Source organism: Commensalibacter papalotli (ex Botero et al. 2024), assembly GCF_947179115.1.
GTDB classification, from domain to species: domain Bacteria; phylum Pseudomonadota; class Alphaproteobacteria; order Acetobacterales; family Acetobacteraceae; genus Commensalibacter; species Commensalibacter papalotli.
Genome location: NZ_CAMXCI010000003.1, coordinates 154,027 through 173,034, shown reverse-complemented (window position 1 = coordinate 173,034; position 19,008 = coordinate 154,027). Strand labels below are relative to the sequence as shown.

General features: G+C 35.8%; 15 protein-coding genes. 13 read left to right on the top strand and 2 right to left on the bottom strand.

The genetic code is table 11. The annotated features are described in order from the left end of the window. On the bottom strand, positions 1-1,563 hold the full coding sequence (locus tag QMN76_RS07755) for an HlyD family type I secretion periplasmic adaptor subunit (protein WP_034337908.1): 1,563 nt from the start codon (positions 1,561-1,563) through the stop codon (positions 1-3). Between the two features lie 2 nt (positions 1,564-1,565). Then, complete coding sequence (locus QMN76_RS07750; protein ID WP_084051518.1) at positions 1,566-3,845, bottom strand: peptidase domain-containing ABC transporter; 2,280 nt, start codon at positions 3,843-3,845, stop codon at positions 1,566-1,568. 450 nt (positions 3,846-4,295) lie between these two features. On the opposite strand from QMN76_RS07750, the gene metH reads away from it, so the two are divergent. The 13 genes from metH (at position 4,296) to nfsB (ending at position 18,707) form a co-directional block, all read left to right on the top strand. Then, positions 4,296-7,790, top strand: a complete 3,495-nt coding sequence (gene metH / locus QMN76_RS07745; RefSeq protein ID WP_282023335.1) for a methionine synthase — start codon at positions 4,296-4,298, stop codon at positions 7,788-7,790. A 162-nt stretch (positions 7,791-7,952) separates the two neighbouring features. Next, positions 7,953-9,317 carry a hypothetical protein gene (locus QMN76_RS07740; protein WP_034337916.1) on the top strand — a complete coding sequence of 455 codons (1,365 nt, stop codon included), beginning with the start codon at positions 7,953-7,955 and terminating at the stop codon, positions 9,315-9,317. An 86-nt stretch (positions 9,318-9,403) separates the two neighbouring features. After that, a complete protein-coding gene (locus tag QMN76_RS07735) occupies positions 9,404-9,625 on the top strand; it encodes a hypothetical protein (protein ID WP_034337918.1) in 222 nt (73 codons plus the stop codon). A gap of 187 nt (positions 9,626-9,812) precedes the next feature. Beyond that, positions 9,813-10,202: a hypothetical protein gene (locus QMN76_RS07730; protein WP_034337922.1), complete on the top strand. Its 390-nt coding sequence runs from the start codon at positions 9,813-9,815 to the stop codon at positions 10,200-10,202. Between the two features lie 246 nt (positions 10,203-10,448). After that, positions 10,449-12,170: a Na/Pi cotransporter family protein gene (locus QMN76_RS07725; RefSeq protein ID WP_282023339.1), complete on the top strand. Its 1,722-nt coding sequence runs from the start codon at positions 10,449-10,451 to the stop codon at positions 12,168-12,170. 26 nt (positions 12,171-12,196) lie between these two features. Beyond that, complete coding sequence (locus tag QMN76_RS07720) at positions 12,197-12,382, top strand: hypothetical protein (protein ID WP_282023341.1); 186 nt, start codon at positions 12,197-12,199, stop codon at positions 12,380-12,382. Beyond that, positions 12,342-12,767 carry a YdcF family protein gene (locus QMN76_RS07715; RefSeq protein ID WP_282023343.1) on the top strand — a complete coding sequence of 142 codons (426 nt, stop codon included), beginning with the start codon at positions 12,342-12,344 and terminating at the stop codon, positions 12,765-12,767. The genes QMN76_RS07720 and QMN76_RS07715 overlap by 41 nt, the downstream gene beginning before the upstream one ends. Before the next feature lie 74 nt (positions 12,768-12,841). Further along, the gene (locus tag QMN76_RS07710) at positions 12,842-13,501 is read left to right on the top strand and encodes a thiamine diphosphokinase (RefSeq protein WP_282023345.1); all 660 of its coding nucleotides are present in this window, start codon (positions 12,842-12,844) and stop codon (positions 13,499-13,501) included. A 171-nt stretch (positions 13,502-13,672) separates the two neighbouring features. Continuing rightward, positions 13,673-14,302: a CvpA family protein gene (locus tag QMN76_RS07705; RefSeq protein ID WP_282023347.1), complete on the top strand. Its 630-nt coding sequence runs from the start codon at positions 13,673-13,675 to the stop codon at positions 14,300-14,302. Positions 14,303-14,363: 61 nt separating this feature from the next. Continuing rightward, positions 14,364-15,833, top strand: coding sequence for an amidophosphoribosyltransferase (gene purF, locus QMN76_RS07700; protein WP_034337933.1), 1,470 nt, complete (start codon positions 14,364-14,366; stop codon positions 15,831-15,833). Between the two features lie 2 nt (positions 15,834-15,835). Next, positions 15,836-16,513: an SDR family NAD(P)-dependent oxidoreductase gene (locus QMN76_RS07695; protein ID WP_282023350.1), complete on the top strand. Its 678-nt coding sequence runs from the start codon at positions 15,836-15,838 to the stop codon at positions 16,511-16,513. 652 nt (positions 16,514-17,165) lie between these two features. Then, positions 17,166-17,936, top strand: coding sequence for a glycosyltransferase family 25 protein (locus QMN76_RS07690; RefSeq protein ID WP_282023352.1), 771 nt, complete (start codon positions 17,166-17,168; stop codon positions 17,934-17,936). Positions 17,937-18,050: 114 nt separating this feature from the next. Next, positions 18,051-18,707: an oxygen-insensitive NAD(P)H nitroreductase gene (gene nfsB / locus QMN76_RS07685; RefSeq protein ID WP_034337941.1), complete on the top strand. Its 657-nt coding sequence runs from the start codon at positions 18,051-18,053 to the stop codon at positions 18,705-18,707. The last annotated feature ends 301 nt before the right edge of the window (positions 18,708-19,008 follow it).

The window sequence follows — 19,008 nt, the reverse complement described above, 5'->3', positions numbered from 1 at the left end:
TTACTGAGGATCTCGCATCCCATTTGTTAACTGTGGAACAACACCATTCATTAAATATTGAGCAACAGTTCTTTTACCCACATGAATATCGGCAGAAACTGTTAATCCAGGTGTGGGATGGAAAAAGTTAGGAACACCATGAAGTGTATATTTCTCAATTTTCAAGCGAGCTCTAAAGAAAGGCTTCTCTCTAAATGTTATTGGTGCTGCACCCAGACGGTTTGTTTCTTGCGTCATATCACCTGGTTGGAACACATCAGCACTAATATTCGTTAAAATTGCTTCAGCACCACCATATTGAGTATAAGGGAACGTACTAAATTTAATATTTGCCTTATCTCCTAATTTTAAGTATCCAACCTCATCACCAGCAACAACAGCCTCAACCTCTAACCCTGTTCCAACTGGAATCAGTGTCATAAAAGGAACGCCTGCATTCAAAACAGAACCAACAGATCCTTTGGAAATTGAAAATACAATTGCATCTTGCTCTGCTCTCAAAACTATTTTTTTACTACGTAAACGTGCTTTTTTATATTCACTGTCCTCACGTGCCAATTGTTTTAGTGAAGCGTTAAGCTCTTTGTAAACCGATCCTTTCCAGTTTTCAATATATGCAGTACGATCTGACAATAATGATTCAATTCTTTTACTTGTTCCATTCGCAGATTGCTGAGCTGTAATTAATCTACTTTCAACATCCATCAAAGTATCTTGTGAACCTAAAGTAGATAATTTACTGCCTACTTCTTCTTGCTGTAACTTTTGACGCATTTGATGCACATCTGAAGCTACTTTCACTCGCCCACGTAGAACAGCAATACTTGCTAGATAATTTTTTAACTGAGCTTGCTGTTCAGCAATTTTTTGATCAAAACTGTCAACCTTAGCATCATATTCTAATTTACGCTTTAAAAACAGATTTCCTTGCTCTACGGATGCAGAATTAGATGGATCTACTGTGTATGTTTTACCATCTGCCTCAGCACGCAAACGTTCATATTCAGCCTTATCTGTATCAACTTGTACTCTTAAATTTTCAATATCAGCATCAGATAAAGTAGGATCTAGGTGGGCAACAATTTGTCCTTTAGTAACAAAATCCCCTTCTTTCACGTCTATTGATTTAATAATACTTTGTTCTAAAGGCTGTATCAACAAAGGAGTAGTCGTTGAAATTAAACGCCCATCAGCAGATACAACTTTGTCTAACGGAAAAAAACACATTCCTAAAATCGAAAAAACAGCCAAAGCACCAATCAACCAAGTTAAATATTGAGCAGAAGCCGTCGGCGGCATATTAATTGCAGCAGAAGTGGGGGAATGGAATTCCAACAATGCTTGGGGCATATCAGCACCAAAACTATCATCTGAATCAGCATCAGGCAAATAATATCCATCAGGAACAGTCTCATCCTTTTCCCCGTCAACAACCTCGGATGTTTTAGAAACATTTTCAATTGATTGACTTTGTTTTTCAGAACGAGTCAAAGTGTTTATATCATCACTTCCATTAGGTTGAGTGCCTTCTGGTAATTGATCTTGTTTATTATCATCTACCATAATTAAACTCCTTCAGGCACCAAGCCATCGCCACTTTGATTGTCTTTATTGGTTTTACCACCACCTTGAGTATGTCTATTTTGTTGCAGCCATAAAGTGCGATAAATTTCACAGGTTTCCAATAACTCTTCATGAGTACCAATATCCTGCATAACCCCCTGATCTAAAACCATAATTTTATCACAGTTCACCAAAGAAGACAGTCTATGCGATACAATCACCATTGTTCTTCCTTTGGCAATACGCTCTAAGTTAGCATTTACCAAAGCTTCACTTTCTGGATCCAAAGCAGAAGTTGCTTCATCTAAGATCATGAATTTGGGATCCAAAATAACAGAACGCGCAATCGCCAACCTCTGACGTTGCCCACCTGAAATATTAGTCGATCCTTCCTCAATAAAAGTATCATAACCAGCAGGCATACGCTCAATAAATTCTTCAGCTCCAGCCAAACGCGAAGCTCTAATAACATCATCCATTGTTAAACCCGGACGACCTGCAGTAATATTTTCTTTAATCGTTCCACGAAATAAGAAGTTGTCCTGTAATACAACACCGAATGAGCGTCTTAAATGTGTTAAATTAATTTCGCGCAAATCAACACCATCAAGACGTAAAAAACCTGTATAATCTCGGCTAACACCTTGCAACAAACGTGTAACTGTAGACTTCCCAGAACCACTTCGTCCAACCAGACCCAACATAGTCCCAGCTGGAATTGAGAATGTTAAATCTTTTAACGCACGACTACTACCACCAGGATACGTAAAATTAACGTTTTCAAAAGCCAATGCCCCCACAATTTTAGGACGCAATCCTGTCGTTAACGCTTTGGTTTCTGTTGGATTATTTAAAATTTCACCAGCCTGACCTAATGAAGTTTTGACTTCAGTCATCACTGACGTTAATTTTGCAATCCCTACTAATGGCGAAGCAACACGGCCACCCAACATCATAAAAGCAACAACTGAACCAGCATCAATTCCAGAGGTTGGGCTCGTGATTGCAAGATAGGCACCAATCAAAATAATACCACGATTAATAAAGAAATCTATTGGCATTACCAAAGTCTCTGGCCAGTTTTGAATTCGAGACGTCGCTAAACGCCACTTCGAAACATCAGCAATAACTTCATCCCATTCACGCCGACGCGCGGGCTCCAAAGCTAAAGTTTTAACCGTTCGAATACCTGCAACAGTTTCATACATCATGGATGCACGCCCCATCTCAGCTTCGATACGGTTTTTAAAGCGAATTGTAATGGCTGGAAAAAACAATACGACAATCAACCCAATCCCACCAGCACCAGCAACAGTAAGCCATGCTAAGGTTGGACTGATATAAAACAAGAATGGCAGAATAACCACTAAGGTAAACAAATCAAGAAACGTTGTTAGCAACCTTCCCGTAATAAAGTCACGAACAGAGTATATCTGAGAAACTTTACCAACAATACGACCTGCTTGTTGACGCTCAAAAAACTCTAAGGGCAAGGATAATAAACGGTTATAAGTATGGATAGAAATACGAGAATCCAACCTATTACCCAACACTGCCGTTAATTCACGACGAGCATACGAAATGAGAACCTCATAAAAACTCAAAATGATAAGCAAGCCAGTAATAGACACTAATGTTGCTGTTGAATGGAACGCTATCACTCGGTTAACAACCTGCATCACAATGAATGCAGGAAAAATTTGCAAGATACTGATAATCATGGAGGCAAAGCTAATATCACGCAACGACACACGTTCACGCAATACCATCTTTGTAAGCCATGTAAAATTAATTTTTGCTTCAGCTTCAGATAGATTACGATTTGCCTTTACTAAAAGAACATCACCCGTCCATGCTTGACGTAAACGCAATTCATCAACAGCAATCGGAGTATCGGTCTCTTTGCCCAAAGGATCTCGTAAAAAAACAATACGCTTCTTAGGATTAACGCCAACCATCAAGCCCGCAGAGCCATCTTTGAACATTAGCACTACAGGAGGAGAGTTATATAAGCGAATTAAATATCGCCACTTTAAACGCATGCCTTTTGCAACCAATCCTTGACCGTTTAACCAACGTGAAAGGGTTGCTGGAGAGGGAGAATCTTCACCAGGTTGCTTGGCCAAATCACGGATATCTAAATCCACTCCGTGAAATTTAGCAGCAGCCATTGCGGCACGAATACGGATCATCATCGGGGAAAGACGTTCAGTTTTTTGACTTGCACCGTCTTTATTTTGCCCCGATCCTGACTGAGGGGGAATGTTTAATGGTTGATCCACGGATCATCCTCTATCAATAATCTTAACAAAATTAACTTAATGATTCCCCAAGACATAGCTTTAAATATACCAAAAAAAACACTGCAATTAACAATTTTTAATGCAGTACAGTAATATTTTGAAGTTACGATCCTAAAGAAGCACAACGGAACATATCAATTATTTGCAAATAATTCAAACCATTTCATGTCTTTTAAATAAATTAGTTTCAAGATCGCAAAAAAATAAATTTTTATTATCTTTTCTATTTTAATATATTCCATAAGAATACATTTTCAACCGCAGTAAACATTTTATATTATAACGTTGTTACACTGAACATTATATTACAACTATCGTAATCATCCATACGATCAAATAGATTTTTAATTGAAAAAAATATAGCATATACTCTATAAGACTAAAAAACTATTATTTAAAATCCTTTTTAACTATTGAGGACATGATTTCATGCCTAGGCAAAGTAAACTTCTTAATAAATTGCAAAACCATATTCTTCTTTGCGATGGTGGTATGGGATCTGTTGTCCAAATGCTTGATTTGGATACTAAGAAAGACTTTTGGGACAAAGAAAATTGTACAGAAGTCTTAAATTTATCCAGACCAGACTTGGTTCGTGATATTCACAGACAGTATTTCGAAGCTGGCGCTGATATGGTAGAAACCAATTCCTTTGGTGGCTCCACGATTACCCTCAGCGAGTTTGATCTTCAAGATCAAACCAGAGAAATTAATAAACGTGCAGCTGAAATTGCAAATGAAGCCGCTGAATTGTTTAAAGATGGTAAAGAACGTTTTGTGGTTGGATCCATTGGTCCGGGCACACGCCTCCCCTCCCTTGGGAATATTGCTTATGATCCTTTAGAAGCTGCCATTGCAGAACAATGTCGAGGGTTAATTGATGGTGGTGTGAATGGATTCTTGATTGAAACTTGTCAAGATCCTTTACAAATCAAAGCTGCCGTTAATGCCGCAAAGATCGCTCAAAGAGAAGCCAATATTTTTCTGCCCATTTTTGTTCAGGTTACCATTGAAACCACTGGAACTTTGTTAGTTGGAAGTGACATAGCGGCCGCTGCAACGATTATTGATGCGCTTGACGTGGATATGATGGGTATGAATTGTGGAACTGGCCCTCGGGAAATGGCCGAAGCGATTAAATGGTTATCTCAATATTGGCCACGCCTGATTTCTATGCAACCGAATGCTGGCTTGCCAGAACTCTTAGACGGTAAAACACATTATCCTTTATCTCCAGAAGAAATGGGACACTGGATGGCGCGTTACATAGAGGAACAAAAGATAAACATGTTGGGTGGTTGTTGTGGAACCAACCCAAATCATATCGCTGCTATGGACAAAGTGTTACGTGATAGAGCACAAAAAGAAGGTTCTGCTGATCGTCCTAAAACCATTCCACGCACGCATGTTGCAGTGCCTTCTGTTGCAAGCCTTTTCTCTTCTGTGCCTTTGCGCCAAGAAAACAGTCTTTTTTCCATCGGAGAGCGTTGTAATGCCAATGGTTCTAAAAAATGGCGTGATTTGCAAGCAGAACAAGATTGGGATGGTTGTGTTACCGTTGGACGTGAGCAGTTAAAAGAAGGCTCAAACGCTCTTGACGTTTGTATGGCGTTCGTAGGACGCGATGAAATGGCCGAAATGGGAGAGATCATTCCACGCTTTACTTCATCTATCAATGCACCTCTCGTCATAGATTCAACTGGCACAGATGTTATTGAAGCTTGTTTAAAACTTCACGGTGGTAAACCCATCATTAACTCCATCAACTTCGAAGATGGTGAAGAAATTGCAGCTGAACGGATGATACTCGCCAAAAAATTCGGTGCTGCAGTCGTTGCTTTGACCATTGACGAGGTCGGTATGGCCAAAACGCCAGAAGATAAACTACGCATCGCCACACGTTTGGTTGAATTCGCATGTGATCGTTATGGGTTACCTCAATCAGATTTGATGATTGACCCCCTCACCTTTACCATTGCAACAGGGGTTGAAGATGATCGTAAATTAGGATTGTGGACTTTGGAAGGTATTAAGGCAATCCATGACAAATTCCCAGACATTCAAATTGTATTGGGTCTATCCAATATTTCTTTTGGTTTAAATCCTGCTGCCCGTGCTGTATTAAACTCGGTTTTCTTATATCATGCGCAACAAGCAGGCATGACTTCTGCGATTATTCATGTTTCTAAAATCCGCCCGATGCATTTAATTGACAAAGAGGAAGTCAAAGTCATCGAAGATTTGATTTTTGATCGCAGAACCGCTGATTATGATCCTCTGAAGAAAGTTTTAGAAATTTTTGCAGATCGTAAAGCCTCTCAAGCTGCGGCACGCCCTGTTGCAACAACAATTGAGGAACAACTTCATGATCGTATTGTGGACGGTAATCGCAAAGGATTAGAAGAAGATTTGAAAAAGGCTATGGAAAAATACGAGCCTTTGGAAATTATTAATACCTTGTTACTGAGTGGGATGAAAACAGTTGGTGAGCTGTTTGGCTCTGGAAAAATGCAATTACCTTTTGTGTTACAATCTGCTGAAACAATGAAAGCCGCCGTATCCTTCCTTGAACCTTTTATGGAAAAAACCAGTGACGATACCAAAGGTACCATGGTTTTGGCGACTGTTAAGGGTGATGTGCATGATATTGGTAAAAACCTAGTTGATATTATTCTCAGCAATAACGGCTTTAATGTTGTTAATTTAGGCATTAAAGTGCCTGTTGCGGATATGATTACTGCCGCCAAAGAACACAAGGCTGATGCCATTGGCATGTCTGGTCTTTTGGTAAAATCCACCGTGATTATGCGAGAAAATTTAGAAGAAATGGCTGAACAAGGATTAGATATCCCTGTTTTATTAGGGGGGGCAGCTTTAACTCGTGCTTATGTTGAAGAGGATTGTTCCCAAGCGTATAGCAAGAATAATGGCCTTGTTGCCTATGCGCGCGATGCCTTTGATGGGTTGACTTTGATGGAAAAAATTTCTCAAGGTAATTTAGAAGGATATATCGCAGCACAAAAAGTGCAAAATAAGCGTCCTAAACGTGTCGCTAAAAAAGAAAAAATAGAAACTCCACCGTTAACTCTGGCAGAATCAACCAAACGCCGTCAGGAAATAGCACCTAATGAAGATGTGCCTACACCACCTTTTTGGGGTGTAAAAAAATTAGAAGCCAAGATGAAAGCAATCTTGCCCTTCTTAAACGAGCGTTCTTTGTATCAAATGCAGTGGGGTATGAAAAAACAAGGAAAAACTTTGGAAGAATTCCTTGAAAATGCTAAAACTGAGCTACGACCTATTTTGCATAAACTCATCAACCAATGTGAGAAAGAAAATATCCTACAACCACAAGCTTTATACGGTTATTGGAAGGCTGCTGCTTGTGGAGAAGATTTGATCCTTTTTGATGAAGATGGTCAAACAGAGTTATGTCGTTTTTCTTTACCCAGACAATCTGGGGCTAATCGGTTTTGTATTACTGATTTTATCCGTGATATTGATGATCCAGTGCGTGACGTCGTCGGTTTGCAAGTCGTGACCGTTGGACAACAAGCATCTGATACAACCCGAGTATGGTTTGAAGATAATCGTTATCAAGATTATTTATACTTACACGGCCTATCCGTTGAAATGACTGAAGCAATGGCAGAGTATACTCATCAACGCATGCGTTCAGAGTTGGGATATATGAGTGAAGATGATCCTGATATGAACCAACTTTTAATGCAAGGGTATCGTGGATCACGTTATTCTTTTGGGTATCCAGCTTGTCCAAATATTGAAGATCAAAAACATATTCTGAAACTCTTGAAAGCAGAGCAATTAGGCATTACTTTATCAGAGGAATGGCAGTTACATCCAGAGCAATCCACATCTGCACTGGTTATTTTTCATCCAAAGGCAAAATATTTTATTGTATAAAAAAACTAGTCTTTTTTAATTTATAATATAATGAATGTCTCAAAAGGTGAAACCATTTTAAGCTTTTATTAATATAATTGATCAATATTGAAAAATTAATATCGGTCAATTATACTACCAAAAATTTTTTAAAAATTACTATTAAATACCAAGGGACATAGTATGATCATTTTTGAAGGGGAGGAACTATATCTACACCATCACGAGGGTAACTCAGATTATATTATAATTACATTTTTAGGGGGATATGAAAATCATCTTGCAAAAGAAACATATTATCTTCTTCCTATTGTAGAAAAATATAATATATCCTGTTTAGGTATTACACCCAAAATTGATAATCATTATCTGCACTCAGATATGAATCATATTATTCCATTATGTAATGAAATTACCAAAAAATATAAAAAGATAATTGTTCTTGGCCCTTCTATGGGAGGGTATGGGGCATTAAAATATTCTAAACATTTGAATGCTGATATCGTGCTAACCCTAGCACCTAGAGCTACTATTAATCAAGATTTATGCCCTATAACAACTAATGCAGCACAAACACTAGAAAGGTTGACCAAGGAAGAAATAGAACAATCCACGATTGATCAAAATGATCTAAAAGGAAATATATATATTCTTTATGATCCTTTAAGTGATCCTTCTTGGCTAGATAAACATCATGTTGGATATTTACTTCAAGAAATCTTCCATGCAAACTTTATCCCTACATATTACACTGGGCATCTAATTACTTTACACTTGAAAGGATCAGCGTATTTAAAATCTATTATTGATGCTTTAGTGCAAGGCGACAATCAAAATATTATAAAGACAATAACTTATATCAGACGACATCATATTGCTAATGTATTGGCCAAAGCGCAACGTTTTTTGAAAAGTCATACATTTCTTACTTATAAAATGCTTACAAGCGCTGCTTTTAAAAAAGTTAAGGATAATCATATTATACAAGAAGATTATTGTTTTCGTTTGAAATTATGCTATTGGCTGAATGTAAAAGGATACCAGTATGAAAGCTCGGAGTACTTAAAATCTATCTTTTTCTATCATACACAAAAGATATCGTACGAAGACATTAAGCTGCCCATATCCCTTAATCCATACCCTTATCTTATAAACTATAATGGTTACTATTTAGGTTATAACTTTGTTACAAAAAAACTAATAGCTATGTTAAATCTAGGGGACGCAGCTTATTGTATACCTCTGCAAATATTTAAACAAAATGGTAAAATCAAATTAATTTGTTTTCATAACAATATTATATTTGAGTTGAAATATAGTGAAGATCAAGAGTCGTTTCAAATAGCTTTATTATCGGATGATTATACTGCGGATCATGTAAAATTGAGCTTTTCAGCCTATAACATTTTTGTTCACACAAAAGATAAAAAACATTATATAGGCATTAATGAAATTACTTCGTATATATCTCATTCTGCATTTATACCCAAGGAATGGGAATCTTTTACGCCAATCTCAATGGTATCTCCTATGGAAACAATAATTTAAGAGTTATTAGCTACTTGCTTGACCATTAACCATAATATTTTTTTACTTAATAAATCAAACCTGTTTCGGTTATTTTAGGTTATACAATGACACTTAACCGTTATTATCAGCATGATGAGATGGATGGATATTGCGCATTAAAATACTCCAAACAATTAAATGCTGATACCGTATTAGCTATACCCTCTAGGCAGATTTTGGATTCAGATACTGGTCCTTTGCCCAAATCTGCAACTGCCATAAGAACTCTGCTGCTAGAAGAAATTAAACACTCGACAATACACGACCAACCTTCATTATACTTCTAATTCTATTAAAGAATGGAAAGACTTACACCAATATCAATAAGAATATTCCTATCGGGTAAACGCATGGCTTGATCTAAACCCTATCCCACCATTTTGATAAAAAATTTTTGTAATCTTGTAAAAACAGAAAATAATATACATTATATACATTGTATCTTACAAAATAACAAAATCACTTAGGTAAACAATGTCAATAAAACACTTTTTTATTACCAAAAAAAATGAAAATTCTATTTTGAAAGAAGTAGATAATCAGCTTGTAATGATTAAAAAATCTAACACACCAAGCAAGATTTTTTTATCAACTTTAAATATGAAAACAGCTATCATTCATAACAAAAAACGTATCTTTGATTGTGTTGATTTGAATGAATTTGGAAAAGATACTTATAGCCTTAAAAGTAGAGAAAATAGCAAATATTACTCTTCAAATCCTTTAAAAACATCAAACTCGCCCTCTTCATTTGTTGCAAATAGAAGTAATCAGCAAGAATGGGAACATTTTAACTTAGATAAAACAAAAAATATAATGTTGCATAACGAAGTATTAAGCACTTTAAATAAAATCTCTGAATAAATTAACAACATATAATTTAGTAAATTTTCAAATTTACTAAATTATATTATATTTTAAATCACGTATCATTTTATCAAATCAATAATTAACTAAAACTATCTCCTTATTGCTTATTAACATATTACTATGATATGTTTGTTGGCATTAATATTTTAAAAATTACTTATTTCCTTACATATTTGATTGAATTGGCTATAGACCCATATAGTCCCATAAAAATTTCTTTATTTAAAATGAGGTTTATCGTTGGATTTTGTTAGTGTCATAGATCTTGCCGGCAGTGTTGCCCTTTTATTATGGGGCGTGCATATGGTACAAACAGGGGTACAACGTGCTTTTGGAGCAAGGCTGAATCACGTTTTATCCAAAACCTTACGCAATAGAATACAAGCATTTTTCGCAGGTCTTGGCATCACAGCGGTTCTTCAATCATCGACTGCAACTGGGTTAATGATTACCAGCTTTACCGCTAATGGGGTTATTGGATTACCTTCGGCCTTGGCAGTAATGCTGGGCGCCAATGTTGGAACGACTTTAATCGTTCAACTTTTGTCCTTTGATGTCTCTCGGATTGCCCCTCTTTTTGTATTAATTGGGGTTATCATGTTCAGGCGTGCCATGAATACGGTTCGTGATTTGGGCAGATCTTTTATTGGTTTGGGATTAATTTTAATTTCGTTGCATCAATTCCTGGTCATTTTGCAACCCTATACAAACCAACCATCTTTACGAATGATGTTAGGCAGTATCGCTGACATGCCATTAATCGCTGTATTAATTGCATTGGTTTTAACATGGATTATGCATTCCTCTGTGGCCGTAGTTTTATTAATTGCATCTTTTGCATCTCATAACGTAATTTCACCAGATACTGCCTTTGCTATGGTCATTGGGTCTAATATTGGCACAGCGTTAAATCCTGTTCTAGAAGGTTCTGGCAAAGATATTGTTTCAAAACGGTTACCCATTGGAAATTTATTTAATCGTCTTATCGGCGCTGCGATATGTCTAATTTTCCTTTCTCAACTCTCCAGTTGGTTTGTTTATTATTATCCTGATATAAATAGATCAGTCGCAAATTTTCATACCTTATTTAATATTATTACTGCGATTGTATTTTTACCTTTTTTGACCCCTTATGCAGAATTCTTAAAACGAGTAATGCCTCGGCCAAAAGAGGAAAAAATCGAAGATCCATCAAAACCTATTTACTTAGACAAATCAGCCATTCAACAATCACCTATGCTGGCGATCAGTAATGCTATTCGAGAATGCTTACGCTTGTGTGACGCTTTGGAAAAAATGATAAATGGCGTAGATAACACTTTAAAAAGTAAAACACCTCAAATCGCCATTGAAGCGCGCAGAGTTGATAGTATCTTAGACAAATTAACAAATTCTATTCAAAGTTACGTCACAGCACTTGATCCTGAATCTTTAAATCGACATGAGCTAACACAAACAGAGCGAATACTGACTTTTTGCACTCAAATTGCCAATGCTAGTGACGTGTTGGATCGTAATGTTTTACCTACCGTCCAGAAAATGGCAAAACAACGTATTGTCTTACCTGATGATATGATGGATCCCTTAAAAGATATGTTGAAACGCATGCACAAAAACCTTCGTATGGCAGCAACTTTACTTATGAATGAGGATGAAGATCTGGCGATGAATTTAGCCGAAGAAAAAGATGTTTTTAGAGAAATCGAAAATAAAGCAAATTCTATTTATTATAATGGCTTACGTGATGAAACTGAAAACAAAAAATTACAAATACAGCTAGGATCTTTTATGTTAGAATTGGCCAGAGATCTAAAACGTACCAATACCCATATTGTTGCTTCTGCTGCTTATCCTGTCTTAGATCAATCTGGATTGTTATTGCCGAGCAGATTACAAAATAAAGAAGATGTTGACTCACTCTCAGAGGATGAAACTTCTTCCAATAAAAATGATATAGATTAATTTACTTTAAAATTATTATGCGCCCAATGTTTTACTTCTCTTTTATAAAGATTACGCTAGGTTTAATTATTTTATCTATTGGGGCTGTGCTCAGTATTGTTTTATCTGGCTCATCGGATAAATTATTACAAACTGACCTTATTGTCGTCTTGGGTGGTCAGGTATCTCGTAATGGAACGCTTAGTAAAGTATTACATAGATCGTTTGGATAAAGCTATTGAAGTCTATCAATCTGGTTATGCCCCTTTAATCTTAGTCAGTGACGGTGTTGGCCAAGAAGGTGTGGATGAATCTATTAGTATGGCAAATTATCTAACACAACATGATATTCCTCTATCTCGAATTATTAAAGATGGTCAAGGGAATAATACCCGAGCAACAGCAAGAAATACATTTCGATATTTGCAAGAAAATCATTTAAACTCTGTTATTATTGTATCGCAATATTATTATATTCAACGTTCTAAACTGGCATTTAAACAAGCTGGTATTAGAATAATTAGTCCAGCCGCAGCCACCCATATGAATAGTAATGACTTACACCCTATCATGAGAGAAATGATAGGATATCCATCCTATCATTTGAGGTTCAAATAAACATTTTTGCTTAAAATGTAACTATTTTTCATATATATCTTAATATAACCCATTATTTAAAAAGAAATTAACAAATGAAATATTACCCAATGCCAACTTCACAAAGCACAGCACAAGCGGTAATTTTAGCAAATGGTGATTTCCCCAGTCATCCTATCCCAAAAGCAATTTTACATCATAATCAAAAGAAATTGGTATGTTGTGATGGTGCAGCCAATCATTTATTAGATCAAGGGCTTATCCCTCAAATTATTATTGGGGATTGTGATTCTCTATCTTTAGAAAATCAAATTAAGTACGAAAAAATTATCATAAAAATCCCAGAGCAAAATACCAATGACTTAACAAAAGCTGTCAATTATTGCAAAAATAATGCCCTTTCTTCTCTGATTATTCTGGGTGCAACAGGAAAAAGAGAGGATCATACAATTGCTAATATTTCTTTACTTGCCAAGTATATTTCTATAATTGAAATTATTACAATGATTACTGATCATGGTTTTTTTCATGTTATTCAACACCCTTCTCAGTTTCAAAGTATAATTGGACAACAGGTCTCTTTATTCAGTGTACAGCCAACCGCAATATCAACAAGCAATTTAAAATATCCTTTGGATCAACAAAATCTTCTTTACTGGTGGCAGGGCACTTTAAACGAATCTTTATCAGACCATTTCGATATTCAAGTCAATAGTCCTCTTATTGTCTATCAAGCTTTTGTAAATCCTCTTTAAATTTATATAAAATATCTTATATTACGATTGCACATTCTCATCGATACTCTTTTAAAAATCCAAGAAAAAGCTGTTCGAACAAAATAATTTATAACTATCTATTGATATAAACGAATTGTTTAACTATGAATATATTTTGAACACTTCATTAAAAAGGGATACCTTAATCAAGTGCTAGAGAGTTTAAACTGGATAGATTTGATTTGTCTTGGAGTTGTTGCTCTTGGGGCATTATCAGGGTTAACCAGAGGCTTTACCCGAGAATTTATTGGTTTATTCGGCTGGGTTATTGCTGCAAGCCTTGCCAATCGTTGGTATCCTGATCTCACCCCTAAAATTACCCCTTACATTACCAATCAAACATTAGCTGATGTAATTTCCTTTGTTGCGATCTTTTTAATATGCAGCATCGTCATTAATGCCTTTGCTAATATAATTGTTGGTCAAAACTCAACCCGTTTTTCTTTATTAGGAAAGTTGGATAGAATTCTTGGAGCAGCATGCGGAGCCCTTAAAAGCTATGCTGGGCTAGCGATTGTTTATATTCTTGGTGGCATTATTTTTCCAAGTGCCCAATGGCCAGATTCCTTGCAAGAAAGCCAAGCTGTACCATATGTTTATCAGGGTGCTGTTTATGTAAATGAATTACTACCCAGTTCGATGCAAAGAGAGATTGTCGTCCCACAAACCAAAGCCCCCAGAGCAACATATCCAACCAATAAAGATGTAAATACTGATTCAAACGAACCTCTGCCCACTACTGAACCTAGCCATACGGATACAGAGGTTGCCCCTGATTAACCAATTTATACTACTCGCTTAGATACAATTTTGCCTTTCCCTTAACCACCATGGATTTATCATGACCGTTTCCCCCTTTTCTTCTCATGATCTTGATTTCACCGATGATGACGCCTTCCACGAAGAATGTGGCGTTGTTGGTATATGGACCACTCAAGATGCCGCCTCTTTAACCACACTTGGATTACATGCGCTTCAACATCGTGGTCAAGAAGCAAGTGGTATCGTCACCTATGACGGTAATCATTTCCATACCCATCGTGGGCTAGGCTTGGTTGGAGAAGTGTTCGCTGATCCAAGGGTTATTGCCTCTTTACCTGGAGGTATTGGTATTGGACATAATCGCTATGCAACCACAGGGGAGACACAACTACGTAACGTACAACCCTTATATGCTGACTTTGAGTTTGGGGGGCTTGCCGTTGCTCATAATGGTAATTTAACCAATGCACAACTTTTAAAACAATCGTTGGTACGTCGTGGCTGCTTATTCCAATCCAGCACAGATAGTGAAGTTTTTATCCATCTCATTGCAATTTCTCTTTATACAAATGTCATAGACCGCTTTATTGATGCGATAAAACAGGTTCAAGGTGCTTACTCTTTAGTTGCATTATCCAAAGATATGCTTATTGCTGCCAGAGATCCTTTAGGGGTAAGACCTCTTATCCTTGGGAAATTACCCAATAGTCAGGATGATAATTCATGGGTTGTTGCCAGTGAAAGCTGTGCTTTATCAAGTATGGGTGCTGATTTTGTAAGAGATATTGAACCTGGTGAAGTCATTATTATTGATAACCAAGGCGTTCGCTCTATAAATCCTTTTGCGGATCATGCATCCAGTCGTTTCTGTATTTTTGAGTATGTTTATTTTGCAAGACCCGATACGGTTATTGACAATAAATCTGTCTATATCACCCGCCAAAAAATTGGTGCAGAGCTTGCCAAAGAATGTCATGTAGACGCCGACGTTGTTGTTCCCGTACCTGACTCTGGCGTTCCTGCTGCTATTGGATATGCGGCTGCCAGCAAGATACCTTTTGAGTTAGGAATTATTCGTAGCCACTATATTGGACGGACTTTTATCGAACCGACCGATCAAATCCGCAATTTAGGGGTAAAATTAAAACACTCTACAAATCGTGCCGTCATTGAGGGAAAACGGGTTATTCTTATTGATGATTCAATTGTCCGTGGTACCACCTCCAAGAAAATCGTAGAAATGGTCAGAGCAGCAGGAGCAACAGAAGTACATTTGCGCATTGCATCCCCGCCAACACGTCATTCTTGTTTTTATGGTATTGATACCCCTGCAGAAGAAAAATTACTGGCACACACACATAATATAGAGCAGATGTGCAAGTTAATTGGTGCAGACTCATTAGGGTTTGTTTCAAATGATGGTTTATATCGTGCCCTAGAAGAAGAAAAAAGAAATAACGAAAAACCACAATATTGTGATGCTTGTTTTACTGGGGATTATCCGATCTCATTAACAGATCATGATATGCACCTTGTAAAATCAAAGTAGAAATGCCCCTCCCCCTTAAAGGCAAAGTTGCTTTTATTACAGGTGCCAGCCGCGGAATCGGTCAAGCTTGTGCCATCGCTTTGGCACAAGCAGGGGCTCATTGTATTCTTAGTGCCCGAACTCAAGGGGGGCTGATGCAAACAGACGATATAATTCAGTCTTATGGTGGGAACGCTACGTTGTTACCTTTGGATTTAAGTAGTTACAATCCATCACAACAAATTGATCTCATTGGCCCTTCTATTGCGTCTGAATTTAATCGTTTGGATATTTTTATTCATGCTGCATTTCAATATGTCCCTCTAACACCCGTTACTCATATTACAGATAGCACTTGGGATAAAAATATACAGGCCAACTTATCAAGTAGCTGGCGGTTTATTAGGACTTTGTCCCCTCTATTATATGCTACTGCAAATGCTAATGCTGTATTTTTTCAACCTATGGCATCTATCCAACCTTTTTGGTCCCCTGTAACTTCAATACAATCAGCTCTGGGAGCTATGTTACAATCTTGGCAACAAGAAATTATGCAGCTTTACTCTTTACAAATACATTATCTTTCTTTGCCACCAACGAACACCTTGTTAAGACAATCTTTTTTTCCTGCAGAAAACAAGCATAAACTTAATACTCCTGAACAAACAGCCAAAGAGATTCTTGCAAAAATTTTTCTATAAAATCCAAGATATCTATGATTTATTTAATATATCTTATTGTTTTTAAGATATTTTATTGACTTCATTATCTTATATGATATGATTATAGATCTGGTGTAATAATTTACGGCAAAATCCATATATGAAATAAATCGCTACTGAGATATAGAAAGGAGAGAGAAACATGAATTCACTCAATCGTTTCCTCTACGGAACAATAGTTAGTTCCCTAATCGTTTGGACTATTTATCTGTTAACCATAGATTTTTATTCAATCGCATTCGTCCCTTATCAATATAAACATTTAACACATATTCCTTTTCCAGGAAGTTGGTTGAATTTATATTTTCTGGCAATTGTTAATCTAGCTACTATACTAGTTATATTTTGTTCAGCTTTTATCACCCAATTTAAAAATTTCAAGGTTGTTTCGACACCTATCTGTAATATTGAAAGTTCTGAAGAAAAAATTCAGGCTTGATGCTCATTATAAAACGTTGCGTTTTGTAATATTATTTCATTAAATACTCTAATTTTATAAAACGCAACGAATTCAAAATATTCAAAAATAATATTTTAATTCTAAATTATTCCTTATTCATATTGTATATATTTTTCTAATGCTTATATAAATAGCAGAAAATTTATACATAAAAATAATGGGTTAAATTGAATGAATTATTTTGTTATTTACTCAGATCAATCTTCACAAGAACTGATCAGTTTTAAAAAAAATAACCAACATCTTACTGTTGAAATCTCTCCCATTAAGGCTAATAGCTCTAATTTAGAGTTACGTGAAGAACTATTAAAAGATCATCTCATTACACAAAATAATAAATATGATATGGCAAATCTTGCTTTAACCAAAGCTCATATTTCACTGTGGAAACAAGCAGTTCAAAACCAATCCTCAATCACTGTTTTTGAATCGAATATCATCACGCACAAAAACTTTTTAAATTACCAAGAAATATCTTTATCTGCTCAACAAGATTATGATCTGATGATTTGGGGATATAATTTAAACTGGAACCCGTGTATTGAATTAATGCCTTGTTTACCCAAAGCTATTTATACTTTTCCTGGTTATAATAAGGAAGAATTTAAAAAAGAAAATAATGATTTAATCGATATTCCAACTTATCAAAGTAGTGATTTAAAAACAATTCAAACACTAAAAATATTCTCTTTTGCTGGTTTAGGTTGTTATACAATTTCAGCCAAAGGTGCAGAAGCTTTATTACAAAAAGTAACCCCAATTGGCAATGAACCCGCGCCCTCTTATCAAAACGATCCTCATGGATCCAATTTTTATGTTTTCAAGCCTATTCCAAACAGAGAAAATATATCACTGGATATTGAAGTTAATCGCTATTTAGAAAAGTTGAATACATATATGACAATTCCAATGCTCGCTGTAATATCAACCAATACCAATTAATAATTTTAGGTTTTGAACTCTACTTCAAATATATTACTTTACAACCCATATCATTTCTTATTTAATCACTGCAATTGTTATAATATATAAAATTACTTTTTTTTAGAGGGAAATATGGATTTAAAACAAATCATTCATCAACGGTACGCAACAAAAAAATATAATCCAAATAAAAAAATACCAGAAGAGCAAATTGAGCTACTTATTGAACTGTTACAATATTCGCCCACTTCTATAAATTCTCAACCTTATCATTTTATCTTAACAGGGACACCAACAGGTAAAAAACGCATTGCTTCATCAATGAGTTCAGGAAATTTCATCTTTAACTATGACAAAGTTATTAATGCTTCTCATAGTGTGGTGATTTGTTCTAAAACCAGTATAGATCGTAATTATTTAACTAAAACAATCAAAAAAGCTCATTTAGATGGACGCGTTGAATCTCTTGAAAAAGTAGAACAAATGGTTAACCAATATATGGGTTTTATTGAATTGCATAATAGTGTTGAACAAAATGCGCAAAACTGGATGGCAAAACAATGTTACATTGCATTAGGTAATCTACTATTGGGTGCTGCTGCATTAGGAATTGATGCTACTCCAATCGAAGGGTTTGATAGTAAGGCTTTGGATATAGAATTCAATCTTGCAGAGCAGGGTTATATGAGCCTAGTTGTTATAACTTTGGGATATCGCGCAGATGATGACATTTACGCTAAATTACCAAAATCGCGTTTATCTAAAGAAGATCTTTTTACTTTTTACTAATTAATCTAAAGGGCCTTTGCCCTTTTTATATATATTAATATGGTTTTAACCTTCTCTACCTCACCACCACAATAAAGGGATTTAGCTTCCCCCTTACCTATTTTATATCTTTGTAATTATGATAATTCCTTAAATATAAAACAACTTTGTAATATAAATTTTGGTTAATGGTTTGTCGTTTAATTATTTGATATATTACCAATTAATTTAAAGCTCATTTACCTATATTATCCAGGTTTCACACACGAGTTAATATATTAAATCCAATATAAAATTTATGATTAGAACATATAGTAGAAAA

Coding starts and splice junctions, on each gene's coding strand:
- QMN76_RS07755 (WP_034337908.1), bottom strand. CDS start 1,563: ATGGTAGATGATAATAAACAAGATCAATTACCAGAAGGCACTCAACCT.
- metH (WP_282023335.1), top strand. CDS start 4,296: ATGCCTAGGCAAAGTAAACTTCTTAATAAATTGCAAAACCATATTCTT.
- QMN76_RS07740 (WP_034337916.1), top strand. CDS start 7,953: ATGATCATTTTTGAAGGGGAGGAACTATATCTACACCATCACGAGGGT.
- QMN76_RS07735 (WP_034337918.1), top strand. CDS start 9,404: ATGACACTTAACCGTTATTATCAGCATGATGAGATGGATGGATATTGC.
- QMN76_RS07730 (WP_034337922.1), top strand. CDS start 9,813: ATGTCAATAAAACACTTTTTTATTACCAAAAAAAATGAAAATTCTATT.
- QMN76_RS07720 (WP_282023341.1), top strand. CDS start 12,197: ATGTTTTACTTCTCTTTTATAAAGATTACGCTAGGTTTAATTATTTTA.
- QMN76_RS07715 (WP_282023343.1), top strand. CDS start 12,342: ATGGAACGCTTAGTAAAGTATTACATAGATCGTTTGGATAAAGCTATT.
- QMN76_RS07710 (WP_282023345.1), top strand. CDS start 12,842: ATGAAATATTACCCAATGCCAACTTCACAAAGCACAGCACAAGCGGTA.
- purF (WP_034337933.1), top strand. CDS start 14,364: ATGACCGTTTCCCCCTTTTCTTCTCATGATCTTGATTTCACCGATGAT.
- QMN76_RS07695 (WP_282023350.1), top strand. CDS start 15,836: ATGCCCCTCCCCCTTAAAGGCAAAGTTGCTTTTATTACAGGTGCCAGC.
- QMN76_RS07690 (WP_282023352.1), top strand. CDS start 17,166: ATGAATTATTTTGTTATTTACTCAGATCAATCTTCACAAGAACTGATC.
- nfsB (WP_034337941.1), top strand. CDS start 18,051: ATGGATTTAAAACAAATCATTCATCAACGGTACGCAACAAAAAAATAT.